The following is a 26,477-nucleotide window of genomic DNA, read 5'->3' on the forward strand; positions in this document are numbered from 1 at the left end:
TCCTTGTTTAACGACCGTAGCGCAGGCGCAGCGCTTCCGGGTAGGGCTCGAAGTAGCGTTGTTGATCAAGGTAAGGGTCAGGGTATTCCGCCATGTAGTGCTTGAGCAGCGTCACCGGCGCCAGCAGCGGTTGCGTGCCCTGACGGTAACGGTCGATAAGCGTGGAAAGCTCCTGACGCTGACGCCCGTTGAGCTGGTTGCGGAAATAGCCCTGCACGTGCATCAGTACGTTGGTGTGGTTACGGCGGGTCGCCTGAATGGAAAGCAGCGCCATCAGACGCAGGCGATACTCTTCAAAATACGCCTCCAGCGAGTCCCACTGGTCGATAGCCGCCACGAAGCGCCCCAGCTCACGGTAGAGCGGCTGCGAGTGCGCCAGCAGCAGAAGCTTATAGCGGCTGTGAAAGGCGATCAGATTGCCGCGCGTCAGCCCTTCGGCGCGCAGCGCGTGGAGCTCATGTAGGGTATAGATGCGCTCGACGAAGTTTTCGCGAATGCCCGGATCATACAAACGTCCGTCCTCTTCCACCGGCAGCCACGGCAGCGCGTTCATCAGGATCTCGGTGAAGATGCCGCGACCGGCTTTACGGTTGTTTTTGCCGTCCGCATCGTAGACGCGCACGCGCTCCATGCCGCAGCTTGGCGATTTAGCGCAGACGATATAGCCGCACAGGTGATCCAGACGGCTGACGCGCTCGCGCGAAAAGGTTTCCATCTCGCCGGTTAAATCGCCCTCGCGCTTATCGCTAAAACGCAGCGCCAGGCCTTCATCGGTTTTCACCAGACGCAACGCCGGGCGCGGCACCGGCAGGCCGACGGCCATTTCCGGGCAGACGGGCTCATACTTCACCCAGGGCGCCAGCTCCTCCACCGCAAAGGCGAGCCGTTTATGGCCGCCGTCGAAACGCACGTTTTCCCCTAAAAGACAGGCGCTAATGCCAACAGGGATTTTTATAGTCATTCGGCCATCCTCATTTTTATACACTCTCAGTGTAGCCAGAGGCGGCCTGTTAACACCAGCCTGATGACAGCGAAAAACGCAGCGGCGCGCCGTATTCGCAGGCATAAAAAAACCGCTCGGCGTGAGCGGTTTTTCAGGGTGTGGTATGAATCAGTAAAAATAGCAGGCGGTTTGTTCAGCCTGCGCCATCCAGACCGGCTGATCGCTGGTTTTCGACCACACACGATGCAGATAGCTGTAGAAACGCGCGCGATCTTTCCAGAACAGCATCACCGGCAGGGCCGCAATGCCAACCACCAGCACCAGCGCGCGACGCAGGAAGACCTGATGCGCAGGATATTTTTTATATAAAGACATAGGTTTTTCCCCCTTTCTGTACATGCCCGGCAATCAAGGCCGGAAACCGGATTCTGTGAGCTGGTTAAAATTGTATCGCTTTGCCTGTAATTTTACTACTCATCCGACCAGCTTTTAGTGCGAATTCTTACCATCTTTACAATTGATATCGTAAATAAGTTACAAAATGGTTAAAGAAATACTAACCCGCAGTTAAATCATGGCTTTTGCCATTTTTATATTTTTTTTACACCTCGCTTCGCGATTTTTGCGAAACCTTTACGCCCGAATCCCTACCCTCTGCCCATATTCCAAAAACCCCCATGGAGGTGGATTGTGAGTGCAGGCCTGATAACCGGCATCGTGCTGGTTTTTCTGTTGCTGGGCTATCTGGTATACGCCCTGATTAATGCGGAGGCGTTCTGATGGCGGCGTCCGCATTTTTACTTATCGCCAGTTTTCTGCTGGTGCTGATGGCGCTGGCGAAACCGCTGGGCAGCCTGCTGGCCCGGCTGATTAACGGCGATCCCTTACCGGGCGTGGGCGGCGTGGAGCGTGTGCTCTGGGCCGTGCTCGGCATTCGTCAGGAGGAGATGGACTGGAAGCGCTATCTGCTGGCGATCCTGCTGTTTAATACGCTGGGTCTGGTGCTGCTGTTCACCATCCTGATGTGTCAGGGCGTTCTGCCGCTTAACCCGCAGAACCTGCCGGGGCTCTCCTGGCATCTGGCGCTCAATACGGCGGTGAGTTTCGTCGCCAATACCAACTGGCAATCTTACGCGGGCGAAAGCACCGTCAGCTATTTCAGCCAGATGGCGGGCCTCGCGGTGCAGAATTTCCTTTCGGCGGCGACCGGCATCGCGGTGGCGTTTGCGCTTATCCGCGCCTTTGCCCGCCAGTCGGCGACGACGCTTGGCAACGCCTGGCAGGATCTCACCCGCGTCACGCTGTGGGTGCTGATGCCGATCGCGCTGATTATCGCGCTGTTCTTTATTCAGCAAGGCGCTATTCAGAACTTCTCGGCCTACCAGCCCTTCACCACGCTGGAAGGCGCGCGCCAGATGTTGCCGATGGGGCCGGTGGCGTCGCAGGAGGCGATTAAAATGCTCGGCACCAACGGCGGCGGCTTCTTTAACGCCAACTCCTCGCACCCGTTTGAGAACCCGACCGCGCTAACCAACTTCGTGCAGATGCTGGCTATCTTTCTGATCCCGGCGGCGCTCTGCTTCGCCTTTGGCGATGCGGTGGGCGACGCGCGCCAGGGCCGCGCCATTCTCTGGACCATGACGGTGATTTTCGTGGTCTGCGTGGCGCTGGTAATGTGGGCCGAAACCACCGGCAATCCTCACTTCCTCACGCCTGGCGCCGACAGCGCCGCCAATATGGAAGGTAAAGAGAGCCGCTTTGGCATTCTCGCGAGCAGCCTGTTTGCCGTCGTCACTACGTCGGCCTCCTGCGGCGCGGTAAACGCCATGCATGACTCCTTTACCGCCCTCGGCGGCATGATCCCGATGTGGCTGATGCAGATTGGCGAAGTGGTCTTCGGTGGCGTCGGCTCCGGGCTGTACGGAATGCTGCTGTTCGTGCTGCTGGGCGTGTTTATCGCGGGCCTGATGATTGGGCGCACGCCGGAATACCTTGGCAAAAAAATCGACGTGCGCGAGATGAAAATGACCGCGCTGGCGATTCTGGTCACGCCTGCGCTGGTGCTGCTCGGCACGGCGCTGGCCATGATGACCGACGCGGGCCGGGCGGGCATGTTCAACCCCGGCATTCACGGCTTTAGCGAAGTGCTTTATGCCGTTTCGTCTGCCGCCAATAACAACGGCAGCGCCTTCGGCGGCCTTAGCGCCAACACGCCGTTCTGGAACCTGCTGCTGGCCTTTTGCATGTGGTTCGGCCGCTTCCTGGTGATTATCCCGGTGATGGCGATAGCCGGCTCGCTCGCCGCAAAAAAAGCGCAGCCCGCAAGCCCCGGCACGCTGCCCACCCACGGCGCGCTGTTTATCGGCCTGCTGACGGGCACGGTGCTGCTGGTCGGCGCCCTGACGTTCATCCCCGCCCTCGCCTTAGGCCCGGTCGCGGAACACCTTTCTTTTGTGAAATGACCATTGCGGAGTCGCTATCCATGAGTCGCAAGCAAATGGCCCTGTTTGAATCCTCGCTGGTTCGTCAGGCGCTTTTCGATGCTCTGAAAAAACTGAGTCCGCGCGCCCAGTGGCGCAACCCGGTCATGTTTATCGTGTGGGTCGGCAGCCTCTTGACCACGCTGATTGCCGTGGCGATCGCCGCCGGAAAACTGCCCGGCGAGGCGCGGTTTACCGGCGCCATCAGCCTGTGGCTGTGGTTTACGGTGCTGTTCGCCAATTTCGCCGAAGCCCTGGCGGAAGGCCGCAGCAAAGCCCAGGCCAATAGCCTGAAAGGGGTGAAAAAGACCGCGTTCGCCCGCAAGCTGCGCGCGCCGCATCACGACGCTCAGCTGGATCACATCCCCGCCGCTGACCTGCGTAAAGGCGATATTGTCCTGGTCGAAGCGGGCGACATTATCCCGTGCGACGGCGAGGTTATCGAAGGCGGCGCGTCGGTGGATGAGAGCGCCATTACCGGCGAATCGGCGCCGGTTATCCGTGAATCGGGCGGCGATTTCGCCTCGGTGACCGGCGGCACGCGTATTCTTTCCGACTGGCTGGTTATCCAGTGCAGCGTCAACCCCGGTGAGACGTTCCTTGACCGTATGATTGCGATGGTGGAGAGCGCCGAGCGGCGCAAAACCCCTAACGAAATCGCGCTGACCATCCTGCTGGTAGCGCTGACGATTGTCTTTCTGCTGGCGACCGCCACGCTCTACCCGTTCTCGCAATACGGCGGCACGGCGGTCAGCGTGACGGTGCTGGTGGCGCTGCTGGTGTGTCTGATCCCGACCACCATCGGCGGGCTGCTCTCGGCCATCGGCGTGGCGGGCATGAGCCGGATGCTTGGCGCGAATGTTATCGCCACCAGCGGCCGCGCGGTGGAAGCCGCAGGCGATGTGGACGTCCTGTTGCTGGATAAAACCGGCACCATCACGCTCGGCAACCGCCAGGCGTCTGACTTCCTGCCCGCCCCCGGCGTGAGTGAAAAAACGCTCGCCGACGCCGCCCAGCTGGCCTCGCTTGCCGATGAAACGCCGGAAGGCCGCAGCATCGTGGTGCTGGCGAAGCAGCGCTTTAACCTGCGCGAGCGCGACGTCCAGAGTCTTCAGGCCACTTTTGTGCCCTTCACCGCGCAGACGCGCATGAGCGGCATCAACGTGCAGGACCGCATGATCCGCAAAGGCTCGGTGGACGCCATTCGCCGCCATGTGGAAGCCAACGGCGGCCAGTTCCCGGCGCAGGTCGACACGCTGGTGGAAGGCGTGGCGCGCTCCGGGGGCACGCCGCTGGTGGTGGCCGAAGGCGCGCAGGTGCTCGGCGTTATCGCCCTTAAAGATATCGTCAAAGGCGGCATTAAAGAGCGCTTCGCGCAGCTGCGCAAAATGGGCATTAAGACCGTGATGATCACCGGCGATAACCGGCTGACCGCCGCCGCCATCGCCGCCGAAGCGGGCGTGGACGATTTTCTCTCCGAAGCGACGCCGGAGGCGAAACTGGCGCTGATCCGCCAGTATCAGGCCGAAGGACGGCTGGTGGCGATGACCGGCGACGGCACCAACGACGCCCCGGCGCTGGCCCAGGCCGATGTGGCGGTGGCAATGAACTCCGGCACCCAGGCGGCGAAAGAAGCGGGCAACATGGTGGATCTCGATTCCAACCCCACCAAGCTTATCGAAGTGGTGCACATTGGCAAACAGATGCTGATGACGCGCGGCTCGCTGACGACGTTCAGTATCGCCAACGACGTGGCGAAATATTTCGCCATTATCCCGGCGGCGTTCGCGGCGACCTATCCGCAGTTGAACGCGCTGAACGTGATGCACCTGCATTCGCCGGCATCGGCCATTCTCAGCGCCGTTATCTTTAACGCGCTGATTATCGTCTTTCTGATCCCGCTGGCGCTGAAAGGCGTGAGTTACAAACCGCTCGCGGCGGCGGCGATGCTGCGCCGCAACCTGTGGATTTACGGTCTGGGCGGGCTGGTGGTGCCGTTTATCGGCATCAAGCTCATCGACCTGCTGTTAACGCTGTCTGGTCTGGTTTAAAAGGAATCATTATGGCTATGTTACGTCCCGCCCTCACCCTGTTGGTTTTCCTGACTGCCCTCACCGGCGGCGTGTATCCGCTGGCGACCACGGTGCTTGGTCAGTGGTGGTTTAAGGACCAGGCGGAAGGCTCGCTTATCCGCCAGAACGGTGAGGTGCGCGGCTCGCGCCTGATTGGCCAGGCGTTCAGCGAGGCGAAATATTTCCAGGGCCGCCCTTCCGCGACGGCCGAAGCGCCTTATAATCCAATGGCTTCCGGCGGCAGTAACCTCGCCGCCAGCAACCCGGAACTGGATAAACAGATCCAGGCGCGCGTGCAGGCGCTGCGCGCCGCCAACCCGGACGCCCGCGCAACGGTGCCGGTGGAGCTGGTGACGGCCTCCGCGAGCGGTCTTGATTACGGCATTACGCCGGACGCGGCCTTCTGGCAGGCGCCCCGCGTGGCGCAGGCCCGCGGGATCTCTGAAGCCGAGGTGGGGCGCCTTATCCGTGAAGCCACCGACACGCCGATCGCGGGCTTTCTCGGCCAGCCGGTGGTGAATGTGCTGCAACTGAATCTGGCGCTGGACGCCCTGCAACCGTAAGGAAATATCATGACCGAAGAGCCGATGCGCCCCGACCCGGATCGCCTGCTGGTGCAGACGCAGGGCCGGACGCGCGGAAAACTCAAAATTTTCTTCGGCGCCTGCGCAGGCGTAGGGAAAACCTACGCCATGTTGCAGGAGGCCCAGCGTCTTCGGGCGCAGGGTCTCGATATTCTGGTGGGCGTGGTGGAAACCCACGGCCGCCAGGAGACCGCGGCATTACTCGAGGGGCTGGCTATCCAGCCCCTTAAGCGTATTCATCACCGGGGCCGCGTGGTGCAGGAGTTCGATCTCGACGCGTCGCTTGCGCGTAACCCGGCGCTGATCCTGATGGACGAGCTGGCGCACAGCAACGCGCCCGGCTCTCGCCACCCGAAGCGCTGGCAGGATGTCGAAGAACTGCTCGACGCAGGCATTGACGTCTTTACCACCGTTAACGTCCAGCATCTGGAAAGCCTTAACGATGTGGTGGGCGGCGTGACCGGCATTCAGGTGCGCGAAACCGTGCCCGACCCGATTTTCGATGCGGCGGATGAAATCGTACTGGTGGATCTGCCGCCGGACGATCTGCGCCAGCGCCTGCATGAAGGCAAAGTCTATATCGCAGGCCAGGCGGAGCGCGCCATCGAGCATTTCTTTCGCAAAGGCAACCTTATCGCGCTGCGCGAGCTGGCGCTGCGCCGCACCGCCGACCGGGTGGACGACCAGATGCGCGCCTGGCGCGACCGTCAGGGCCAGGAGAAAGTCTGGCATACGCGCGACGCCATTCTGCTGTGCATCGGCCAGGGCGCGGGCAACGAAAAACTGGTGCGCACCGCGGCGCGTCTGGCGGCGCGGCTCGGCAGCGTCTGGCACGCGGTGTATGTGGAGACGCCGCGTCTGCATCAGCTCTCTGAAACGGCGCGGCGCGCCATCCTCAGCGCGTTGCATCTCGCCCAGGAGCTGGGCGCGGAAACCGCCACCCTCGCCGACCCGGTCGAAGAGAAAGCGATACTGCGCTACGCCCGCGAGCATAACCTTGGCAAAATCGTCATCGGGCGGCGCAATAAACGCCGCTGGTGGAGTCAGGATACGTTCGCCGAGCGGCTCGCGCGCCACGCGCCGGATCTCGATTTGCTGATTGTCGCGCTGGATGACAAACCCACGCCTGCCAGCGCCAAAGCCGCCGATAATCGCCCATTTATGGAAAAGTGGCGGGTACAGTTGCGCGGCTGCGCGGTGGCGGTGGCGCTCTGCGCCCTGATTACGCTGGTGGCGCACCAGTGGCTTATCGCGTTCGACGCCGCCAACCTGGTGATGGTCTATCTGCTGGGCGTGGTGCTGGTGGCGCTGTTTTATGGCCGCTGGCCGTCGGTGGTGGCGACCGTCATCAACGTGGTGAGCTTCGATCTCTTTTTTATCGCGCCGCGCGGTACGCTGGCGGTTTCGGACGTGCAGTATCTGCTCACCTTCGCGGTGATGCTGAGCGTCGGACTGATTATCGGCAACCTGACCGCGGGCGTGCGCTATCAGGCGCGCATCGCGCGCTATCGTGAGCAGCGCACGCGCCACCTTTATGAAATGTCCAAAGCGCTGGCCGTGGGCCGCAGCGCGCGCGATATCGCGGCCACCAGCCAGCAGTTTATCGCCTCCACCTTTCGCGCCCGCGGTCTGCTGCTGCTGCCGGACGACCAGGGCAAACTCCAGCCGCCGCAACCGCTGTCGGAAATCACGCCGTGGGATGAAGCCATCGCGCGCTGGAGCTTCGATAAAGGCCTGCCCGCCGGGGCGGGCACCGACACCCTGCCCGGCGTGCCGTATCAGATTTTGCCGCTGCGCACCGCCGGGAAAACGCTCGGACTGGTGATTGTCGAGCCAGGCAACCTGCGCCAGCTGATGATCCCCGAACAGCAGCGGCTGCTGGAGACCTTTACGTTACTGGTGGCGAGCGCCCTGGAGCGGCTCTTTCTGACCGAAAGCGAAGAACAGGCGCGGCTCGCCAGCGAGCGCGAACAGCTGCGCAACTCGTTGCTTGCAGCGCTCTCCCACGACCTGCGCACGCCGCTGACGGTGCTGTTCGGCCAGGCGGAGATCCTGACGCTTGATCTGGCCTCTGAAGGCTCGAAACACGCGCCGCAGGCGAGCGAAATCCGCCAGCATGTGCTGAATACCGCAAGGCTTGTGAATAATCTGCTGGATATGGCGCGCATTCAGTCTGGCGGCTTTAACCTGCGCAAAGAGTGGCTGACGCTCGAAGAAGTGGTGGGCAGCGCGCTCAAGATGCTGGAGCCGGGGCTCGGCGGGCGGCATATCACGCTGAGCCTTAGCGATCCGCTCACACTCATTCATGTCGACGGCCCGCTCTTTGAACGGGTGCTGATTAACCTTCTGGAGAACGCCGCCAAATATGCAGGCGCGCGGGCGCAGATAGGCGTACGCACGGGCTGGCGCGACGACCGGCTCGATCTGGAGGTCTGGGACGACGGCCCCGGTATTCCGGCTGGTCAGGAACAGGCTATCTTTGCTAAATTCGCTCGCGGCAATAAAGAATCCGCTATCCCCGGCGTTGGTCTGGGGCTGGCGATTTGTCAGGCGATTGTCGAGGTGCACGGCGGCGAGATTTATGCCCGTAACCGCCCGGAAGGCGGCGCCAGTTTTCACGTGCTGCTACCCAAAGAAACGCCCCCGGAACTGGATATCCACGAGGTCATGTGATTAGCGTCCTGATAGTCGAAGATGAAAAAGAGATCCGCCGCTTTCTGCGCACGGCGCTGGAGAGCGAAGGGCTGCGCGTTTATGACGCCGAAACCCTCCAGCGCGGACTGATTGAAGCCGCCACCCGCAAGCCCGATCTGGTGATCCTCGATCTCGGCCTGCCGGACGGCGACGGCATCGATTTTATCCGCGACTATCGCCAGTGGAGCCAGACGCCGGTGATTGTGCTGTCGGCGCGCAGCGATGAGCAGGACAAAATCGCGGCGCTGGATGCCGGCGCCGATGATTTTCTGGGCAAGCCGTTTGGCATCGGCGAATTGCAGGCGCGGCTGCGCGTCGCCCTGCGCCGTCACGGCGGCGCGAGCCAGAGCGATCCGGTGGTGAGCTTTTCCGATATTACGGCCGATCTGGCGGCAAGGCGCATTTTGCGCGGCGCGGAGGAGATCCACCTGACGCCGATTGAGTTCCGCCTGCTGGGCGTGCTGCTGAATAACCCCGGTAAAGTACTGACCCAGCGCCAGCTGTTAAGCCAGGTGTGGGGGCCGAACGCGGTAGAGCACAGCCATTACCTGCGTATCTATATGGGCCATCTGCGCCAGAAGCTGGAAAGCGATCCGGCGCGCCCGCGCCACCTGCTGACTGAAACCGGCATCGGCTACCGGTTTATGCTTTGAACGCCACGCCGCGTCATATCTGGCGCGGCGACCTGTATTCCCCCTCTTTTTATTCTGAATAGCCTTTCACCTGCCTTCACTATTTATTCAATTCTCGCTCTCCGTTTACTGAAAAATATAAGCGGGACGTTCTCTACTTTACTGCAAAATAAAGAAGACACTTTTCATTAACCACTAATCTACATTCACACAACGCACAGCGATCTGCTCTGCATTATGCATAAATAACGACTAATTATTTCTGCTTCAGGCCATTTTTATTGATATGCTTCACAGATTAACCACTCATCCTGGATAAAATGACCACGCTTTCAATTACTGAAAGGAAACTGACATGGAAAATAATAATCGGTTAATGCCGCATATCAGGCGGACAACCCATATTATGATGTTCGCCCACCGCAACTGTTTTGACTTTCACCTTTTCAACGCCCGCTAGCGGGTTGCGCTGCTGCGCGCCGGTCATTCTTCAGAACAAGCCTAACGTTATTCATTAACAGGTTATTGCCTGGGAATGCACGCGCAATTTCGCCACAGGTCTCTGTAATACCAGAATTTTTCTGGCAGGGATCTGTCTGGCCGACACAGAGTAAATCCCCTGTTCTGCCTTTTTAAGGCAGCGGGAGCGTTTTGCCCGACATTCATATTCAGCAATTTTCCGCGAGGAAAAGTGGCGGGATTGCTTTGCCTGAAATAAGGAAACATCATGCAAGCGTTAAAAATTGGCGTCAGCCGTTTATGTCCGGACTGTTTTTCAACGGACCGCGAGATTATTAATATTCACGACACGGATTACATTGATATTGCCGCGGCAGTAATGGCCGTCAGCGATATTTTCCAGGGCATTATCGATGAAATTGAAATGACCGGATTTGGCATTCCGGTTTTTGTGGTATGTCAGCCTGAAGAACGGGTGCCTGCGGAATATTTGCCGCGGATTGCGGGCGTGTTTGAATACAATGAATCACACCGCGACTACTATGGCCGCCAGCTTGAGGCCGCCGCCCGGAAGTATGAAACGGCGCTGCGCCCGCCGTTCTTTCGCGCGCTGGTCGATTACGTAAATCAGGGCAATAGCGCCTTCGACTGCCCCGGCCACCAGGGCGGCGAGTTTTTCCGCCGTCACCCGGCGGGCAATCAGTTCGTCAGTTTCTTCGGCGATACGCTGTTTCGCGCCGATCTCTGCAACGCCGACGTGGCGATGGGCGATTTGCTGATCCACGAAGGCGCGCCCTGCCTTGCGCAACAGCATGCCGCAGAGGTGTTTAACGCCGATAAAACCTATTTTGTGCTGAACGGCACGTCCTCCGCCAATAAAGTGGTGCTCAACGCGCTGCTGACGCCAGGCGATCTGGTGCTGTTTGACCGCAATAACCATAAATCGAACCACCACGGCGCGCTGTTGCAGGCGGGCGCGACGCCGGTCTATCTGGAAACCGCGCGTAACCCGTACGGGTTTATCGGCGGGATCGACGCCCACTGTTTCGACGAGCATTACCTGCGCGAATTAGTGCGTGAGGTATCGCCAGCGCGCGCCGCCGCGGCACGCCCGTTCCGGCTGGCCGTTATCCAGCTCGGCACCTATGACGGCACGGTCTATAACGCCCGTCAGGTTGTGGATACGCTTGGGCCGCTGTGCGACTACCTGCTCTTTGACTCCGCGTGGGTCGGCTATGAGCAGTTTATCCCGATGATGGCGCCCTGCTCGCCGTTGCTGCTGACGCTTAACGAAAACGATCCGGGCATTCTCGTCACGCAGTCGGTGCATAAACAACAGGCCGGGTTTTCGCAGACCTCGCAAATCCATAAAAAAGACAGCCATATTAAAGGCCAGCCGCGTTACGTGCCGCACAAGCGGATGAATAACGCCTTTATGATGCACGCCTCCACCAGCCCGTTTTACCCGCTTTTCGCGGCCCTGGACATTAACGCGCGGATGCACGAGGGCGAAGCCGGACGCCGCATGTGGATGCGCTGCGTGGAATATGGCATTGACGCCCGCAAGATGATTTTCGACAACTGCCGCGCCATTCGGCCCTTTGTTCCGGCGATGGTCGACGGCCGTCCGTGGCAGAGCTATGAGACCGCGCAGATCGCCTCTGATTTACGGTTTTTCCACTTCGTGCCCGGCGAGCGCTGGCACGCCTTTGAGGGCTACGCGCCGCACCAGTATTTCGTCGACCCGTGCAAGCTGCTGCTCACCACGCCGGGGATTAATACAGAGACCGGCGAATATGAAGACTTCGGCGTGCCCGCCGCCGTGCTCGCAAGCTACCTGCGCGAAAACCATATTATCCCGGAGAAATGCGATCTTAATTCCATTCTGTTCCTGCTGACGCCCGCCGAAGAGATGAGCAAGCTGCAACAGCTGGTGGCGCAACTGGCGCGCTTTGAAAAACTGCTGGAGAGCGACGCGCCGCTTAGCGACGTGTTGCCCTCGCTCTATAAACAGCATCAGGCGCGCTATGAGGGTTACACGCTGCGGCAGCTCTGCCAGGAGATGCACGACTTTTACGCCAGCCGTAACGTCAAAGCGCTGCAAAAAGCGATGTTCCGTAAAGCGCATTTCCCGCGCGTCGCCATGAGTCCGCAGGCGGCCCATCAGGCGTTTATTCGCGGCGATATCGAGCTGGTGCGTCTGGAGCAGGCGGAAGGCCGCATCGCGGCGGAGGGCGCGCTCCCCTACCCGCCCGGCGTGCTGTGCGTGGTGCCAGGCGAAATCTGGGGCGGGGCGGCGCTGCATTACTTCCAGGCGCTGGAAGAAGGGATCAACCTGCTGCCGGGCTTCGCGCCGGAGTTGCAGGGCGTGTATGTCGAAGCCTGCGACGGGCGTCATCAGGTCTGGTGTTACGTGGTCAGTGAAAAACCTGCGCCGCAACGCCGCGCAGAAGGAGCGTTATGATGGGCAAATCTAACAAAATGGGCGTGGTGCAGCTGACCATCCTGACGATGGTCAACATGATGGGCTCAGGCATCATCATGCTGCCAACCAAACTCGCCGAAGTGGGCACGATTTCGATTATCTCCTGGCTGGTTACTGCGGTGGGCTCAATGGCGCTCGCCTGGGCGTTCGCCAAATGCGGGATGTTCAGCCGTAAATCGGGCGGCATGGGCGGCTATGCGGAGTATGCCTTCGGTAAATCCGGCAACTTTATGGCGAACTACACCTATGGGGTGTCGCTGCTTATCGCCAATGTGGCTATCGCCATTTCTGCGGTCGGCTATGGCAGCGAGCTGCTCGGCGCGGCCTTAACGCCGGTGCAGACCGGCATCGCCACTATCTGCGTGCTGTGGATCTGCACCGTCGCGAATTTCGGCGGCGCGCGCCTGACCGGCAAACTCAGCAGCGTCACCGTCTGGGGGGTGATTATTCCGGTGGTCGGGCTGTCGGTGATCGGCTGGTTCTGGTTCAGCCCATCGCTGTATGTCGCCTCGTGGAATCCGCATCACGTGCCGTTTTTCGACGCGGTCGGATCGTCTATCGCCATGACGCTGTGGGCCTTCCTGGGGCTGGAATCCGCCTGCGCCAATACCGAGGTGGTGGAAAACCCGGAGCGCAACGTGCCGATTGCGGTGCTCGGCGGCACGCTGGGCGCGGCGGTGATTTATATCATCTCCACCAATGTGATAGCAGGCATCGTGCCGAACATGGATCTGGCCCGCTCCACCGCGCCGTTCGGGCTGGCTTTCGCACAGATGTTTACGCCGGGCGTCGGGAAAATCATTATGGCGCTGATGGTGATGTCATGCTGCGGATCGCTGCTCGGCTGGCAGTTCACCATCGCCCAGGTGTTCCGCTCCTCCGCCGATGAAGGCTATTTCCCGAAAGTCTTTTCTCGCCTGAGCCGCGCCGAAGCGCCGGTGAAAGGGATGCTGACGATTGTCATCATCCAGAGCGTGCTGTCGCTGATGACCATCAGCCCTTCGCTCAACAAGCAGTTTAACGTGCTGGTCAACCTGGCGGTGGTGACCAATATCATCCCGTATATTCTGTCGATGGCGGCGCTGGTGATTATTCAGCAGGTGGCGAAGGTGCCGCCGCGCAAGGCGAAGCAGGCGAATCTGGTGGCGCTGCTTGGGGCGATTTACAGCTTCTACGCGCTCTACTCCTCAGGCCAGGAGGCGATGCTGTATGGCGCGATGGTGACGTTTATGGGCTGGACGCTGTACGGGCTGGTGTCGCCGCGTTTTGAGCTGACCAATAAGCACGGTTGATAATTGCCATACCGGTGAAAGCAAAACGGCAACCCGAAGGTTGCCGTTTTTTGTGCCTCCCGTTCAGGAGTGCACTTATGCGTTTTTCAGCACTTCGCTGACGATTTCCACCGCTTCTTTCTCAATCTGCTTGCGGTGTTCTTCACCGAGGAAGCTCTCGCAGTAGATTTTGTACGCGTCTTCGGTGCCGGAAGGACGCGCCGCGAACCAACCGTTCTCGGTCATCACTTTCAGGCCGCCGATGGCAGCGCCATTGCCCGGTGCGGCCGTCAGACGCGCGGTGATCGGGTCGCCCGCCAGCGTGCTGGCGCTGACCATTTCCGGAGAGAGCTTAGAGAGCGCCGCTTTCTGCGCGGAGGTCGCGGAAGCCTGGAGACGGTTGTAGCTCGGCGCGCCGAAACGCGCGGCCAGCTCGTCATAGTGCTGCTGCGGGTTTTTACCGGTCACAGCCGTGATTTCCGCCGCCAGCAGGCACATGATGATGCCGTCTTTGTCGGTAGACCACGGCGTGCCGTCAAAGCGCAGGAAGGACGCGCCCGCGCTCTCTTCGCCGCCGAAGCCGAAGCTGCCGTCGTAGAGACCGTCAACGAACCATTTAAAGCCGACCGGCACTTCCACCAGCTTACGGCCCAGCGCATCCACCACGCGGTCAATCATCGCGGAGGAAACCAGCGTTTTGCCGACGGCCACGTCCTGGCCCCATTGCGGACGATGCTGGAACAGGTAGTTGATCGCCACCGCCAGATAGTGGTTCGGGTTCATCAGGCCCGCAGGCGTGACGATACCGTGGCGGTCGTAGTCCGGGTCGTTGGCGAACGCCAGATCGAACTTATCGCGCAGCGCCAGCAGACCGGCCATCGCCGATTCCGAGGAGCAGTCCATGCGGATCGCGCCGTCTTTATCGAGATGCATAAAGCGGAAGGTCTGATCCACCTGATCGTTGACGAGGGTGAGATCAAGCTTGTAGTGCTCCGCGATGCGCTTCCAGTATTCGATACCGGAGCCGCCGAGCGGGTCAACGCCGAGCTTCAGGCCCGCTTTCTGGATAGCAGCCATGTCGACGATGTCCGCCAGCCCTTCGATAAACGGCTGCACCAGGTCTTTTTCCTGAATGCGGCCGCTGGCCCAGGCGTCGTCCAGAGAGAGGCGTTTTACCCCTTTCAGGCCGTCCGCCAGCAGCGCGTTGGCGCGGTTTTCGACCACTTTGGTGACGTTGGTGTCCGCCGGGCCGCCGTTAGGCGGGTTGTATTTGATGCCACCGTCGTCCGGCGGGTTGTGCGATGGCGTGATGACAATGCCGTCCGCCTGCGCGCCGCCGCGTTTGTTGTGCTCAAGGATCGCATTAGAGACCGCAGGCGTCGGCGTATAACCGTTATTCTCCTGCACGATGATATCGACGCCGTTGGCGGCCAGCACTTCCAGCACGGAGATAAACGCGGGCTCAGAGAGCGCGTGCGTATCTTTGCCGACATAGCACGGCCCGGTGATGCCGTTTTTCGCACGGTCTTCGGCGATCGCCTGCGCGATAGCCAGAATGTGCGGCTCGTTAAAGCTATGGCGCGCGGCGCTGCCGCGGTGGCCCGAGGTACCGAACTTCACCGCGTGTTCCGCATTACCCGCTTCCGGCTTCAGCACGTAGTACTGCGCGGTCAGCTGGGCGACGTTGATTAAATCACTCTGTTGTGCAGGCTGTCCCGCACGGTTATCGACTGCCATGGCCTGGTCCTTCTGACGCAAGAGTTAAATGGTGCCGCAAACCTTCTCAATCAATTCCGCCGGGAACTGCATGGTCTGCATGATGTGTTCGATCATGCTGCATTTGCGGCCTGTATTCGTATTCGTGATCACCCAGTACGGGGTGCCCGGCACGTGGCGGGGCTTCGTCTGGTTGCCACTTTGCAGCAGCGTTTGCTCATCACCGGCGAAATAGACGCGGGTACGGCCATGTAATGACTCGGTCGCTTCGGCAAACGCGTTTGCATCCAGTGAATAGAGTGTAGACAGCACCAGCATAAAACGATTGACCGCGCGTTTTTGTTCGGCGTATTCATCCGACAGCAGTAACTCACGCATGGCGCGCACGCGATCGCGGGCCGGGTTTACCGGTTTTTCAGGCTCAGCGGCGGGCGCGACGATGGCGGAAGTCTCTGCTTTGGCTGGAGTAGCGGCTAACTGCGAGGAGGCGGAAAATTTCAACATGCGCCGTAAAATGTCGGACGCGCTTTCGCCAATATGCAGGGTGTGGCTGGCAATGTAGCGATACAGCTCGTCATCAACTTCAATCGTTTTCATCTTAATCCAGTGCGATATCTTTTCTGAATACAAGTCGTTGGGATTATAGAGTTAAAACCCAACAGCGGATAGCGTCAAACCAGGAAGGCCGCAAAAGTCGGAATTAACTGGAACCTTGCAGCCGGGCGGCAGAATGGTCAACATGATAACCTAACCTGTCAGTCGCCAAAAAAGAACTTTGCCATGAAATTAAATACCCGCACGCAATCTGCGCAACAACCGACTCAAAATACACCGATTGTGTTCATTCACGGGCTGTTTGGCAGCCTGGATAACCTGGGCGTGCTGGCGCGCGAGCTGGTGGAAGATCATGACGTTGTACAGGTAGATTTGCGCAACCACGGGCTTTCCGGGCGCAGCGAGACGATGGATTACCCGGCGATGGCGCAGGATATTCTCGAAACTCTCGACGCGCTGGGGCTGGAAAAGGTGATTCTTATCGGCCATTCGATGGGCGGCAAAGCGGCGATGGCGGTGACCGCGCTTGCGCCGGATCGCATAGAAAAGCTGGTGGCGATTGATATCGCGCCGGTGGATTATCAGGTGCGCCGTCACGATGAGATTTTTAACGCGGTGAACGCGGTGAGCGACGCGGGCGCCACGTCGCGCCAGCAGGCGGCGGAAGTTATGCGCCAGCACATTAGCGAAGAAGGCGTGGTGCAGTTTCTGCTGAAATCGTTTGTCGAGGGCGAATGGCGCTTTAACGTGCCGGTGCTGTGGCGTCAGTATGCGCGTATCGTCGGCTGGGAGACGGTGCCTGCCTGGCACGGCCCGGCGCTGTTTATCCGCGGCGGCGCGTCGCCTTACGTGGAAGAAGCGCACCGCGAAGCGTTGCTCGCGCAGTTCCCGCAGGCCCGCGCGCATGTGATTGCGGGCGCAGGCCACTGGGTGCATGCCGAAAAACCGCAGGCGGTGCTTCGCGCAATCCGTCGTTTTCTGGAAACTGATTAAAAACAGACCGACCGGCGCCGTCCTGCGCCGGATGCGTTGGCGCGCTTCGCTGCCTCATGTATGATGGCGCGCTGAAATACCGCCGGGCTCCGCCACGGCAGCCTGTTTCCCCTGTCTATACTCATACCATGGCAAAAGAACAAACGGACCGCACAACGCTCGATCTCTTCGCGGATGAACGCCGTCCGGGCAGACCGAAAACCAACCCGCTGTCGCGCGACGAACAGCTGCGCATCAATAAGCGCAACCAGCTTAAGCGTGACAAAGTTCGCGGGCTTAAGCGCGTCGAGCTGAAGCTGAACGCCGACGCGGTAGACGCGCTGAACCATCTCGCGCAGGCGCGCAATATCAGCCGTAGCGAGCTGATAGAAGCGATGCTGCTCGCTCAGCTGAAAGCCTTGCAGGAGTAAGGTCTGGTCTGATTTTTACCCAAAAGGACGGGGCAATGTAGCAGAGAGTGCACCCGGCGCCTGATACCGTTTCCGCACCCTCTTTTGTTCTGCTATGATTGCCCTATCTGTGGGCGTTATGCCAGCACCATCACATTTAGATTCAAGAGGTTATTCTTCTTATGGCAATCGTAGGCATCTTTTTCGGCAGCGACACCGGCAATACCGAAAATATCGCAAAAATTATCCAGAAACAGCTCGGGAAAGACGTTGCTGAAGTGCATGACATTGCTAAAAGCAGCAAAGAAGATCTGGAAGCATTCGATATTCTTCTGCTTGGCATTCCGACCTGGTATTACGGCGAAGCGCAGTGCGACTGGGACGATTTTTTCCCGACGCTGGAAGAAATAGATTTCAACGGCAAGCTTGTCGCGCTCTTCGGCTGCGGCGACCAGGAAGATTACGCTGAATACTTCTGCGACGCGCTGGGCACCATTCGCGACATTATCGAGCCGCGCGGCGCGACCATCGTTGGTCACTGGCCGACCGAAGGCTATCACTTTGAAGCCTCCAAAGGTCTGGCGGACGACGATCACTTCGTCGGTCTGGCGATTGACGAAGACCGCCAGCCTGAGCTGACCGCAGAACGCGTTGAAAAATGGGTCAAACAGGTTTCTGAAGAACTGCATCTGCAGGAAATCATCAACGCCTGAGATACATGGCGCGGGCGGATGTCCGCGCCGTTTGATAGATAAAAGCAATGAAAATAATTGCTACAAATTTTTAACTTTCCCTCGCTAAGCTGTACAATGGCTTCCTTAATTATCAGGCCCTCCACGTGAAAAACGCTGGCTGGTCCACGATTTTTAAGCTCTTTTTTGCCGGACGCTTGCGGTTTTCATTTAGGCATGTCAGTTCTATAATGAGACGCATTCATCTTCGGCGTATCCGATGTATCGCTTCCTTCCGGAGCGAGTCGTTAAGCAACAGGACAGATTCCGCATGACTGACAACAATACCGCATTAAAGAAGGCCGGCCTGAAAGTCACGCTTCCTCGATTAAAAATCCTCGAAGTGCTGCAGGAACCGGTCAATCATCATGTCAGTGCGGAAGACCTCTATAAGCGTCTGATTGACATGGGTGAAGAGATTGGCCTTGCCACGGTCTATCGCGTACTTAACCAGTTCGACGATGCCGGCATCGTCACCCGTCACAATTTCGAAGGCGGAAAATCCGTTTTCGAGCTGACGCAACAGCATCATCACGATCATCTGATTTGCCTCGATTGCGGCAAAGTGATCGAGTTCAGCGATGACTCCATTGAAGCTCGTCAGCGTGAAATCGCAACGCGTCATGGCATCCGCCTGACCAACCACAGCCTCTATCTGTACGGGCACTGTGCGGATGGCGACTGCCGCGAAAATGAACACGCGCACGAGGCTGGCGGCAAATAACGTTCGCCACGCTGCATAACCCAGGCCGACATCTGTCGGCTTTTTTATTCTCTGAAAACCTTCCCCTGAAAATACAAATGTATTTTTTTAGATAAAAATAAAATTTATGGTGTTTTAATACAGCGCACAATGCTTAATTAAGCTACTTATATTTTATTAAATGGAAATTCAGAAAATATAAATATCTTTACCGGTCAATCGTTTAGACGTAAGATTACCCCTGTTCTTCCTTTTATCTCCCCTGCCCCTTATTGCAGCAATAAAAAAGCATCCATTAAGATACAGCAACGATTTAATTCTATTTTATATAAGGTAACCAATATGGTCTTACCCCCTAAACCGCTTGCTGAGATTTACCGTATCGCGGATATTTTCAATAGCTACGGTAACTGGTCTCGCGCAGAAAAAAATACGCTCATTCCCCTGCGGGACGGGGAGATCTGCATCATTCGCGGTGGTCAGTTCTCTCTGATGCGCCAGAGCGACCGGCTGCTGCTGGAAAAAAGCAGCGCGCCTTCCGTTCTTGGTCTCGCCAGGAATTTAGGTAAATCCCAATTCGCAAAATTACAGGCTGATTCTGAATGTCATTATCAGTTAATTCCTTTTGATTATTTCATGCAGGAAATTGAAAAAAATCACTGCCAGTTACATCTGCTTATTTTGTCCTCATGGATTATTAATATACTTTGCTATCGCGAAGAAATCATGATCGGTAGAAACAGCTTCAGTATGATTAAAGCGAATATCGATTGCCTGGCGGCGATGGATGAGTTCATGCGTAACCGCATTAACGTGGCGGATTATATTGTTAAAAAAACTAATCTTTCCCGCAGTATGGTGATGAAAACCCTTTCTCAATTACGCAGCGCGAAAAATATTGAAATCAGTAAAGGCAAGCTGGTCGCGGTTCATCATCTGCCGGACACGCTGTAACACGCACGGCGCCCCACACAACAAAGCCAGCCCGGAGGCTGGCTTTTTATTACGCCGGGTTACAGCTGTACATTCTCCACACGGCTGTAACGTTTGCCGTCGCTGCTGACGCTTCGCACCTGCACCGCGCCTGCGACGCGTGGCGGCTTCGCGGCGTCATAACGCTGCCAGCGCGCGCCGCCGTCGGTGGAATACTCCATTGCGACGCCAGGCAGGCTGATGTTCATCCGCAACACGCCCTCTTTAACGCGCGCGCCGGGCACCGGTAAACGGAACTGCACGCCCGCTTTTTCAAGCTTCGGCAGTTCGCGGCTGCCGGTCAGGTTCGCAAAGCGCGTCCAGTCGTCGTGCAGCGCTTTCACATCCACCAGATGCGTTTCGCCGCCTTTATATTCGCGACCCGCCTGATAATCCTGCTCCCAGGCGGCGCGATGCCAGGCGCGCTCCGCGACGGCCAGCAGACGCGGGTACATCATGTACTCCATCTGCTTATCGGTGCGCACGACTTCGCTCCAGAGCTGCGCCGAGAGGCCATACGCGCCCGGCCACGGCTTGTCGGATTTGGCGCTGAATGCATTGCCATCGCGATCAACGGAAGTCTCTGCGTTTTGCGGCAGGTTATCTGGCGCGAAGCTGAAAATCTTGCGCTCGTCGCTAAAGCGCGTGCCCCAGTAATAGCCGCTCTCCGCCGGATTCACTTCGTTCGGGAAATCGAGATAGACGTAGTCCGGGTTAGAGACCACGACACGAAAACCTTTATTCGCCCAGTCGTTCACCGTATCAAAGCCGCCCCAGTAGAGCGTATCCCAGAAGTTGACGTTGACGTGCGAGGTAGCAAACGCGCTGACGTCTTTCGCATCTTTTAGGCCATCCTGCCACGCCTGCATGGTGTCGATGCCGTGGGCTTTGACGAGCTTACTGACTTCAATACCAAAGTAACTGGAAAGATGGTCGACATCAGTCACTACGCCGTCCTGCACCATTTTCTGGCATACCGGCGAGCGCGCCCAGGGCTTGTCCTGACGGCTCTGGTCGATAATCCCCTTTCCGGCCTCTGGTTTCGCTTTGTCCGTATAGCCCGCCCCGAGGTAGATATTTTTGGCCTCATCGCCGCCGAAATGCCAGGTGCTGAGCGGTTGTCCGGCCTCTCTGTGCATCTGCTGGATCTCGCCAATCACTTTATCCACGAAGCGGCGCGACGAGTCGAGGCATGGGTTGAGGTAGCCGGTGCGGTTGTAGTACTGCACGCCAGTGGTGACCGACGTATCGTCAGGATCGAGCAGACGATATTGATTCGCCTCTTCGGTTTTGCCCGCTTTTTCCAGTTTGTCGTAACGCGCTTCCATCGCGACAACCGCCGCGCGGGCGTGCGCGGGCATATCGATTTCCGGGACCACTTCTATCTGGCGCGCAGCGGCATATTTCACTATCTCAATATAATCCGCACGCGTGAAATACCCGCTGCCGTTATTGTTGGTGTCCGGCCCGGAGCCGAGCTGCGGCAGCAGGCAGGTTTTTTCGCTGAGATCGTGGCAGCGCTTCGCGCCCACGTCAGTCAGTTCCGGCAAACCCGGTATTTCAAGACGCCAGCCTTCGTCATCGCTCAGATGGAAGTGGAATTTATTGAGCTTATAGGCCGCCATCTGGTCAAGCAGACGCAGCACGGCCGCTTTGGTGTGGAAGTTGCGCCCCACATCAAGGTGAATGCCGCGATAGTCAAAACGCGGCGCGTCCTGGGCGTCCAGCGTCGCTATCTGCCTGGCGCCCTCCGCCGGGATCAGCGAGAGCAGCGATTGCAGCCCATAAAAAACGCCTGCGCGGTCATAGCCGGTAATCGTCGTCTCTTGTGGCCCGATATGCAGCTGATACGCGCCGGACACCGCCTCTTTGCCGGTAAACGCCTTGCTGTCGATGGCTGTCCGCACCGGATACCCCGCGTCGGTTTTCACGCCGAGCAGCGCAAAACGGGCGGTAATCGCCTCCTGCGCGGGTTTATCCAGTGCGGAGAGAAAGAGCTGAACGCCCTTATCGAGTGAGACGTTTTGTCCGTGTACTTCAACGTGGCGCGGCGTAGGCACGATCTGCCCGCGCAGATGCTCTGCATTCAGGGTTTTGACGTCACTGTTTTTGTCGAATCGCGCTTCGGCGGTCATCAGAATGTTTTTATCATCCGCCGTGCGTTTCCACTGATCTTTTAGCGGGCTGACGAAGTCAGTTAACGTTTCGGTATCGGTACTGGCGATAACCTTCGGCGCGCCGTCGTCTGCCGTGACATACCAGCGCGGCAATACGTCGGTGATAAACAGTTGCCAGTACTCATTAATAATCGGGATCTCCACCGACGCTTTCGCCGGGAAGCCGGTAAATTTGTCCGTCGGCTCAAGCTTGTGGAGATCGCCCATCACGTGGGTCACTTTAAACTGATCGTTATCGACTTTGAGGATCTGGCGAATGCTGTGAAACCAGATAGTCCAGTTTTTTTCCGTTACCGCATCGCCTGGATTGGTGAGCGTGATAACCGCTTTATTGCATGACGCCCAGTCGGCGCCCAGCGCCGCGCAGTCTGTGCCGTGCTGCGCGGCCTGATTGTCGGTAATCGCATAATTGAGCCCAAACTGGCTGATGTGTTCTGCCGTTGACGCCTGTGCGCCGGTACCGGAAAAAAGCCCCATTACCGCACCCGCTAACAGACTGACCTGTAATTTTTTCATCATCGTGTCCTTTTCACTGCCCTTTATGTAAGGCGCCTGCGCGCGCCCCTGCGCAATCAGAAAATCGTGAACGGCGCCGTGACGATAAATTTCACGTCGCGTTCATCCTGGAAGATGTTGCCGTAGCCGCCGCCGTAGCTCGGGATGTCAGAATGGTTGTCGTACTGGGTGAAATGCAGTTTGAACATCGTGCCTTTGGCGCGGCCATCCTGCAGGGTGTAAACCGCATCCAGACTGTAAGCGGATTCTTTCAGGCGATAGTTGGGATCGTAGTAACCGTCGGTGGTCGGAAGCGTGGAAGGTTTCGCATCCCAGGCGTAAACATACGAGGCGCCGAGCGCGAAACCAGGCAGATTCCAGTTTTTGAGGTCATACATCGCGCCGAAGAACACGGCTTTTTCGTCATCGGCGTTGAAATCGGAGCGGTTGTCCCACCAGATATCCAGCCGACCGTTAGAGGAGGCGTAAGTGGGCGTCATGCGCTGCAGAAAGTAGCCCTGCTGCCCTTCGGCGCTCACCCAGGTGCCTTCCAGACGCAGATCGACCTCGCCAATTTTATAGCCAAACGTCAGCGCCTGAAGCCAGGCGGTGCCGTCGTAGATATCATTGATACTGCCATGGCTGGCTTTATCGCGCGCGCCGTAAAACTGATAACTGGTAGAGAGCGGGTTGCCGGCAAGAGAGAAGTTGTAGCTTGCTTTCGCGAAATATTGGTCGATATAGCCCTCGGCCTGACCAAAAGCCGCTTCCAGCACCAGCGAATTTTTAAAATCATATTTCGCGCCAATGGAGTGGAGATAATCCACGCGGGTGGTTCTGTCGTTCTGGTAAAATTTATCCATCTCCAGATGCCACGGCGACTTGTATTCGTTGGTCCACATGTACGAAAAGCTCAGCGCGCCTGTTTTGCCATAATCAAAATTCGCCCCGGCTTCGGCGCCCTGATACGTGCCGGGCATAAAGCTCCAGTGCGGCGCCAGCAGCGTCTGGCCTGTCGGTTGCAACCAGCCTGCCCGCGCCCAGACGGGGCCATATTTAAATTTTCCCGCCGCTTTATAGAGGCTGATGCCGCTTTTATCGCCGGACCAGTCTTCATCGTAGGCTTTGTTGCTGGAAGAGAACGCGATTTCATTCGGGTGGCCGCTATCGCCATTTTCCGCCATTTCAATGGCCGTGAACGCGGCGAGGTCGAGCCCGAACATATCGGCGGCGAACCCTGACTGGAAATCGAGATTCGCGTTCCAGGTGGCGTGCGACAGGTTAGTTTTATATTTGTCTGCCACGACATCTTTGCGGTCACGCTCGCGCTGCCAGTAATAGATGCCGCCGGTTAACGTGGAGTCATCAATAAAGCCTGCCGCGTGTACGGCGGGCGGGCTGCACAGGCCGCCCAGCGCCGTGACGCTGGCGACAGCCAGCGCGACGCCGCTACGTTTGTATCTCAACGAACGCATGTGAAATTCCTCTTTGACGTAAAAAATTCGCGTCGCGCAAAGCGCGTACAGCGAATGAAAAAACAAAAATTAAAAGCGCTGACGGAGTGCCCCCGAAATCAGCATCCCAAGACTATTTTTCGCGACGCGAATTATCAATCTTAATCCCCTGAAATTTCGTGGCTTTATGACACAGCGCACAAAATATTTTTCATTTTGTAACATTTTCATTTAACTGGTTTTAAATGCGATAAAACGAATATTTTTTAGGTAAAAATATAAAATGAAAGCGATTTCATTATTTTTAGAAGAGAAAAATAGCGAGGAAAGATTTTATAGCAGACGCAGATTTGATAATAACTGTATGAATTAATTCGCGTCGCGAATATTTTGATGAGGTTAACAGGCTGATTTAAAAGATAAAAAAAACGCCGCTCATGAGCGGCGTCGTGTTACATGCGGGTCGTTACTCGCCGGTTTTGGCCCAGGTATCGCGCAGGCCAACGGTGCGGTTAAAGACCAGTTTGTCACCGTTTGCATGGCGGTTGTCGAGGCAGAAATAACCTTCGCGCTCGAACTGCCAGGCTTTACCCGCTTCGGCGTTTTTCAGGCTCGGCTCAGCATAACCCTGCTTAATCACCAGCGATGCTTTATTGATGGTCGCCAGGAAATCTTCCGCCGCGCCTGGGTTCGGCACGCTGAACAGACGATCATAGAGACGGATCTCAACCGGCATCGCATGCGCCGCGCTGACCCAGTGGATCACGCCTTTCACCTTGCGGCCGTCAGCCGGATCTTTGCTAAGAGTTTCAGCATCATAAGAGCAGTAGATGGTGGTGATTTCACCCGCATCATCTTTCTCTACGCGCTCTGCTTTGATCACATACGCGTTGCGCAGACGGACTTCTTTACCGAGCACCAGACGCTTGTACTGCTTATTCGCTTCTTCGCGGAAGTCTGCGCGATCGATCCAGATTTCACCGCTGAACGGCACGTCGCGGTTGCCCATTTCCGGTTTGTTCGGATGGTTAGGCATGGACACCATTTCGCTGTGGCCCTGCGGATAGTTTTCGATAACCAGTTTCACCGGATCGATAACCGCCATGGCGCGCGGCGCGTTCTCGTTAAGATCTTCACGAATGCAGGCTTCCAGCGCGGCCATTTCCACGGTGTTATCCTGTTTGGTCACGCCGATACGTTTGCAGAATTCACGGATGGACGCGGCGGTATAACCGCGACGGCGCAGGCCGGAAATCGTCGGCATACGCGGGTCATCCCAGCCTTCGACGTGTTTATCGGTCACCAGCAGGTTCAGCTTACGCTTGGACATCACCGCGTATTCCAGATTCAGGCGCGAGAATTCGTACTGGCGCGGGTGTACCGGAATGGTGATGTTATCCAGCACCCAGTCATACAGACGACGGTTGTCCTGGAACTCCAGCGTACAGAGCGAATGGGTGATCCCTTCCAGCGCATCGGAGATGCAGTGGGTGAAGTCGTACATCGGGTAGATGCACCACTTGTTGCCGGTCTGGTGATGCTCGGCGAATTTAATGCGGTACAGCACCGGGTCACGCATGACGATAAACGGCGATGCCATATCGATTTTCGCGCGCAGGCAGGCTTTTCCTTCTTCAAAACCACCGGCACGCATTTTCTCAAACAGCGCCAGGTTTTCTTCCACGCTGCGATCGCGGAACGGGCTGTTTTTGCCAGGCGCGGTCAGGGTGCCGCGGTATTCGCGGATCTGCTCCGGCGACAGCTCGTCAACGTAGGCCAGGCCTTTATTGATGAGCTCAACGGCGTAGTTATAAAGCTGATCGAAATAGTCTGAGGAGTAGCGCACGTCGCCAGACCAGTGGAAACCCAGCCATTGCACGTCGTTTTTAATCGACTCGACAAATTCCAGATCTTCTTTCACCGGGTTGGTATCGTCAAAGCGAAGGTTGCACTGGCCCTGGTAATCCTGCGCGATGCCGAAATTCAGGCAGATCGATTTCGCGTGGCCGATGTGCAGATAGCCATTCGGCTCCGGCGGAAAGCGGGTGCAAATCGTGGTGTGTTTTCCAGACGCCAGATCTTCATCAATAATCTGGCGAATAAAGTTAGTCGGGCGGGCTTCTGCCTCACTCATCGCATATTCCTCAAAGCGTCAACATCGTTTAACGGCGTATGATCTTATAAGCAGAGGCGGGAAACAACCTTTAGTTACAGAAAATCCCGCCGTCGCGCGCCGCCGGTTATTGCCCGTTCTCTGCGTACTCAGCTTGCCTGCAACGCTCAGGCGTTCTGGCTTTGAGTAATTTGACTGGCGACTGTAACGCCTCGACATCCCCTTCGCGCGGAAGATACCCCGGCGCCTCGACGCACCAGCTCCAGGAATAGATCATCGTACCATGGAGAAAGAAAATCATATTTTCCCACTCCGAGACGCGCGAGACGGAAACATGGCCTCTATCATCCGCCGTGAATTTCTCCGGCGGCGGGTAATAGCCCGGCGGCATGCGGTGCGTTTGCAGCCAGAGCGTGGCGTGGGGAACCGGCTTGCCCTGCTCATTCTGTATATCGACGTCAAGCGCAGGCCGGTGGGTGGCGTAGCGAGGAATACAGCCGCTTAACAACACGGCAGCGAAGAGGACGACAATAATCTGACGCATACGATTCTCCATAAT

The 26,477-nt window shown here is 57.7% G+C and carries 22 protein-coding genes; 14 read left to right on the forward strand and 8 right to left on the reverse strand.

The window, feature by feature from the left end; genetic code table 11:
* Positions 1–7 precede the first annotated feature (7 nt).
* Both AB8W27_RS14195 and AB8W27_RS14200 read right to left on the reverse strand, forming a co-directional pair.
* Positions 8–961, reverse strand: a complete 954-nt coding sequence (locus AB8W27_RS14195; RefSeq protein WP_041923336.1) for a DUF523 and DUF1722 domain-containing protein — start codon at positions 959–961, stop codon at positions 8–10.
* 150 nt (positions 962–1,111) lie between these two features.
* Positions 1,112–1,318: a YbfA family protein gene (locus AB8W27_RS14200; protein WP_007768176.1), complete on the reverse strand. Its 207-nt coding sequence runs from the start codon at positions 1,316–1,318 to the stop codon at positions 1,112–1,114.
* A 315-nt stretch (positions 1,319–1,633) separates the two neighbouring features.
* On the opposite strand from AB8W27_RS14200, the gene kdpF reads away from it, so the two are divergent.
* From kdpF to potE, 9 genes are all read left to right on the forward strand, one after another.
* Positions 1,634–1,723, forward strand: coding sequence for a K(+)-transporting ATPase subunit F (kdpF, locus tag AB8W27_RS14205; RefSeq protein ID WP_015386886.1), 90 nt, complete (start codon positions 1,634–1,636; stop codon positions 1,721–1,723).
* Entirely contained in the window at positions 1,723–3,405 is a 1,683-nt protein-coding gene (gene kdpA / locus AB8W27_RS14210; RefSeq protein WP_041923335.1) for a potassium-transporting ATPase subunit KdpA, read from the forward strand. Before kdpF ends, kdpA begins: the two co-directional genes overlap by 1 nt.
* A gap of 20 nt (positions 3,406–3,425) precedes the next feature.
* Complete coding sequence (kdpB, locus tag AB8W27_RS14215; protein WP_041923334.1) at positions 3,426–5,474, forward strand: potassium-transporting ATPase subunit KdpB; 2,049 nt, start codon at positions 3,426–3,428, stop codon at positions 5,472–5,474.
* Positions 5,475–5,485: 11 nt separating this feature from the next.
* Positions 5,486–6,058 carry a potassium-transporting ATPase subunit KdpC gene (gene kdpC, locus AB8W27_RS14220; protein WP_041923333.1) on the forward strand — a complete coding sequence of 191 codons (573 nt, stop codon included), beginning with the start codon at positions 5,486–5,488 and terminating at the stop codon, positions 6,056–6,058.
* Between the two features lie 9 nt (positions 6,059–6,067).
* Complete coding sequence (gene kdpD, locus AB8W27_RS14225) at positions 6,068–8,752, forward strand: two-component system sensor histidine kinase KdpD (protein WP_015740546.1); 2,685 nt, start codon at positions 6,068–6,070, stop codon at positions 8,750–8,752.
* The gene (gene kdpE / locus AB8W27_RS14230) at positions 8,749–9,426 is read left to right on the forward strand and encodes a two-component system response regulator KdpE (RefSeq protein ID WP_015740545.1); all 678 of its coding nucleotides are present in this window, start codon (positions 8,749–8,751) and stop codon (positions 9,424–9,426) included. The genes kdpD and kdpE overlap by 4 nt, the downstream gene beginning before the upstream one ends.
* A 334-nt stretch (positions 9,427–9,760) precedes the next feature.
* Positions 9,761–9,865, forward strand: coding sequence for a leader peptide SpeFL (gene speFL / locus AB8W27_RS14235; RefSeq protein ID WP_003858645.1), 105 nt, complete (start codon positions 9,761–9,763; stop codon positions 9,863–9,865).
* Between the two features lie 267 nt (positions 9,866–10,132).
* Positions 10,133–12,328, forward strand: a complete 2,196-nt coding sequence (gene speF, locus AB8W27_RS14240; RefSeq protein ID WP_015740544.1) for an ornithine decarboxylase SpeF — start codon at positions 10,133–10,135, stop codon at positions 12,326–12,328.
* The gene (gene potE, locus AB8W27_RS14245) at positions 12,328–13,641 is read left to right on the forward strand and encodes a putrescine-ornithine antiporter (protein ID WP_041923332.1); all 1,314 of its coding nucleotides are present in this window, start codon (positions 12,328–12,330) and stop codon (positions 13,639–13,641) included. Before speF ends, potE begins: the two co-directional genes overlap by 1 nt.
* Before the next feature lie 75 nt (positions 13,642–13,716).
* Here potE and pgm read toward each other — a convergent pair whose 3' ends face one another.
* Positions 13,717–15,357: a phosphoglucomutase (alpha-D-glucose-1,6-bisphosphate-dependent) gene (gene pgm / locus AB8W27_RS14250; RefSeq protein WP_015740542.1), complete on the reverse strand. Its 1,641-nt coding sequence runs from the start codon at positions 15,355–15,357 to the stop codon at positions 13,717–13,719.
* Positions 15,358–15,381: 24 nt separating this feature from the next.
* The gene (gene seqA, locus AB8W27_RS14255; RefSeq protein WP_015740541.1) at positions 15,382–15,933 is read right to left on the reverse strand and encodes a replication initiation negative regulator SeqA; all 552 of its coding nucleotides are present in this window, start codon (positions 15,931–15,933) and stop codon (positions 15,382–15,384) included.
* Between the two features lie 183 nt (positions 15,934–16,116).
* On the opposite strand from seqA, the gene ybfF reads away from it, so the two are divergent.
* The 5 genes from ybfF to AB8W27_RS14280 all read left to right on the forward strand — a co-directional run bounded on the left by ybfF (position 16,117) and on the right by AB8W27_RS14280 (position 19,661).
* Positions 16,117–16,884 carry an esterase gene (ybfF, locus tag AB8W27_RS14260; protein WP_041923331.1) on the forward strand — a complete coding sequence of 256 codons (768 nt, stop codon included), beginning with the start codon at positions 16,117–16,119 and terminating at the stop codon, positions 16,882–16,884.
* A 128-nt stretch (positions 16,885–17,012) separates the two neighbouring features.
* Positions 17,013–17,294, forward strand: coding sequence for a LexA regulated protein (gene ybfE / locus AB8W27_RS14265; RefSeq protein ID WP_004387174.1), 282 nt, complete (start codon positions 17,013–17,015; stop codon positions 17,292–17,294).
* A gap of 161 nt (positions 17,295–17,455) precedes the next feature.
* Positions 17,456–17,986 (forward strand): flavodoxin FldA, encoded by a 531-nt coding sequence (gene fldA / locus AB8W27_RS14270; RefSeq protein ID WP_015740539.1) that lies wholly within the window; start codon positions 17,456–17,458, stop codon positions 17,984–17,986.
* A 289-nt stretch (positions 17,987–18,275) separates the two neighbouring features.
* The gene (fur, locus tag AB8W27_RS14275) at positions 18,276–18,728 is read left to right on the forward strand and encodes a ferric iron uptake transcriptional regulator (protein ID WP_004387176.1); all 453 of its coding nucleotides are present in this window, start codon (positions 18,276–18,278) and stop codon (positions 18,726–18,728) included.
* A 321-nt stretch (positions 18,729–19,049) separates the two neighbouring features.
* Positions 19,050–19,661 carry a helix-turn-helix domain-containing protein gene (locus AB8W27_RS14280; RefSeq protein ID WP_015740538.1) on the forward strand — a complete coding sequence of 204 codons (612 nt, stop codon included), beginning with the start codon at positions 19,050–19,052 and terminating at the stop codon, positions 19,659–19,661.
* Between the two features lie 59 nt (positions 19,662–19,720).
* Here AB8W27_RS14280 and AB8W27_RS14285 read toward each other — a convergent pair whose 3' ends face one another.
* The 4 genes from AB8W27_RS14285 to AB8W27_RS14300 all read right to left on the reverse strand — a co-directional run bounded on the left by AB8W27_RS14285 (position 19,721) and on the right by AB8W27_RS14300 (position 26,462).
* Positions 19,721–22,372, reverse strand: coding sequence for a beta-N-acetylhexosaminidase (locus tag AB8W27_RS14285; RefSeq protein ID WP_041923330.1), 2,652 nt, complete (start codon positions 22,370–22,372; stop codon positions 19,721–19,723).
* A gap of 56 nt (positions 22,373–22,428) precedes the next feature.
* The gene (gene chiP / locus AB8W27_RS14290) at positions 22,429–23,826 is read right to left on the reverse strand and encodes a chitoporin (RefSeq protein ID WP_015740536.1); all 1,398 of its coding nucleotides are present in this window, start codon (positions 23,824–23,826) and stop codon (positions 22,429–22,431) included.
* A 445-nt stretch (positions 23,827–24,271) separates the two neighbouring features.
* A complete protein-coding gene (glnS, locus tag AB8W27_RS14295; RefSeq protein WP_015740534.1) occupies positions 24,272–25,939 on the reverse strand; it encodes a glutamine--tRNA ligase in 1,668 nt (555 codons plus the stop codon).
* Between the two features lie 106 nt (positions 25,940–26,045).
* A complete protein-coding gene (locus AB8W27_RS14300) occupies positions 26,046–26,462 on the reverse strand; it encodes a lipoprotein (protein WP_015740533.1) in 417 nt (138 codons plus the stop codon).
* Between the last annotated feature and the right edge of the window lie 15 nt (positions 26,463–26,477).

Source organism: Cronobacter turicensis, from assembly GCF_041222865.1.
In the GTDB taxonomy this organism is placed as follows: Bacteria; Pseudomonadota; Gammaproteobacteria; order Enterobacterales; family Enterobacteriaceae; genus Cronobacter; species Cronobacter turicensis.

Bases quoted from the DNA above. Each gene is read 5' to 3' on its own strand.
- chiP (WP_015740536.1), bottom strand. From the start codon at position 23,826: ATGCGTTCGTTGAGATACAAACGTAGCGGCGTCGCGCTGGCTGTCGCC.
- AB8W27_RS14200 (WP_007768176.1), bottom strand. From the start codon at position 1,318: ATGTCTTTATATAAAAAATATCCTGCGCATCAGGTCTTCCTGCGTCGC.
- pgm (WP_015740542.1), bottom strand. From the start codon at position 15,357: ATGGCAGTCGATAACCGTGCGGGACAGCCTGCACAACAGAGTGATTTA.
- ybfE (WP_004387174.1), top strand. From the start codon at position 17,013: ATGGCAAAAGAACAAACGGACCGCACAACGCTCGATCTCTTCGCGGAT.
- kdpB (WP_041923334.1), top strand. From the start codon at position 3,426: ATGAGTCGCAAGCAAATGGCCCTGTTTGAATCCTCGCTGGTTCGTCAG.
- kdpA (WP_041923335.1), top strand. From the start codon at position 1,723: ATGGCGGCGTCCGCATTTTTACTTATCGCCAGTTTTCTGCTGGTGCTG.
- kdpC (WP_041923333.1), top strand. From the start codon at position 5,486: ATGGCTATGTTACGTCCCGCCCTCACCCTGTTGGTTTTCCTGACTGCC.
- ybfF (WP_041923331.1), top strand. From the start codon at position 16,117: ATGAAATTAAATACCCGCACGCAATCTGCGCAACAACCGACTCAAAAT.
- fldA (WP_015740539.1), top strand. From the start codon at position 17,456: ATGGCAATCGTAGGCATCTTTTTCGGCAGCGACACCGGCAATACCGAA.
- fur (WP_004387176.1), top strand. From the start codon at position 18,276: ATGACTGACAACAATACCGCATTAAAGAAGGCCGGCCTGAAAGTCACG.
- speFL (WP_003858645.1), top strand. From the start codon at position 9,761: ATGGAAAATAATAATCGGTTAATGCCGCATATCAGGCGGACAACCCAT.
- seqA (WP_015740541.1), bottom strand. From the start codon at position 15,933: ATGAAAACGATTGAAGTTGATGACGAGCTGTATCGCTACATTGCCAGC.
- speF (WP_015740544.1), top strand. From the start codon at position 10,133: ATGCAAGCGTTAAAAATTGGCGTCAGCCGTTTATGTCCGGACTGTTTT.
- AB8W27_RS14280 (WP_015740538.1), top strand. From the start codon at position 19,050: ATGGTCTTACCCCCTAAACCGCTTGCTGAGATTTACCGTATCGCGGAT.
- AB8W27_RS14285 (WP_041923330.1), bottom strand. From the start codon at position 22,372: ATGAAAAAATTACAGGTCAGTCTGTTAGCGGGTGCGGTAATGGGGCTT.
- AB8W27_RS14300 (WP_015740533.1), bottom strand. From the start codon at position 26,462: ATGCGTCAGATTATTGTCGTCCTCTTCGCTGCCGTGTTGTTAAGCGGC.
- glnS (WP_015740534.1), bottom strand. From the start codon at position 25,939: ATGAGTGAGGCAGAAGCCCGCCCGACTAACTTTATTCGCCAGATTATT.
- AB8W27_RS14195 (WP_041923336.1), bottom strand. From the start codon at position 961: ATGACTATAAAAATCCCTGTTGGCATTAGCGCCTGTCTTTTAGGGGAA.
- kdpD (WP_015740546.1), top strand. From the start codon at position 6,068: ATGACCGAAGAGCCGATGCGCCCCGACCCGGATCGCCTGCTGGTGCAG.
- potE (WP_041923332.1), top strand. From the start codon at position 12,328: ATGGGCAAATCTAACAAAATGGGCGTGGTGCAGCTGACCATCCTGACG.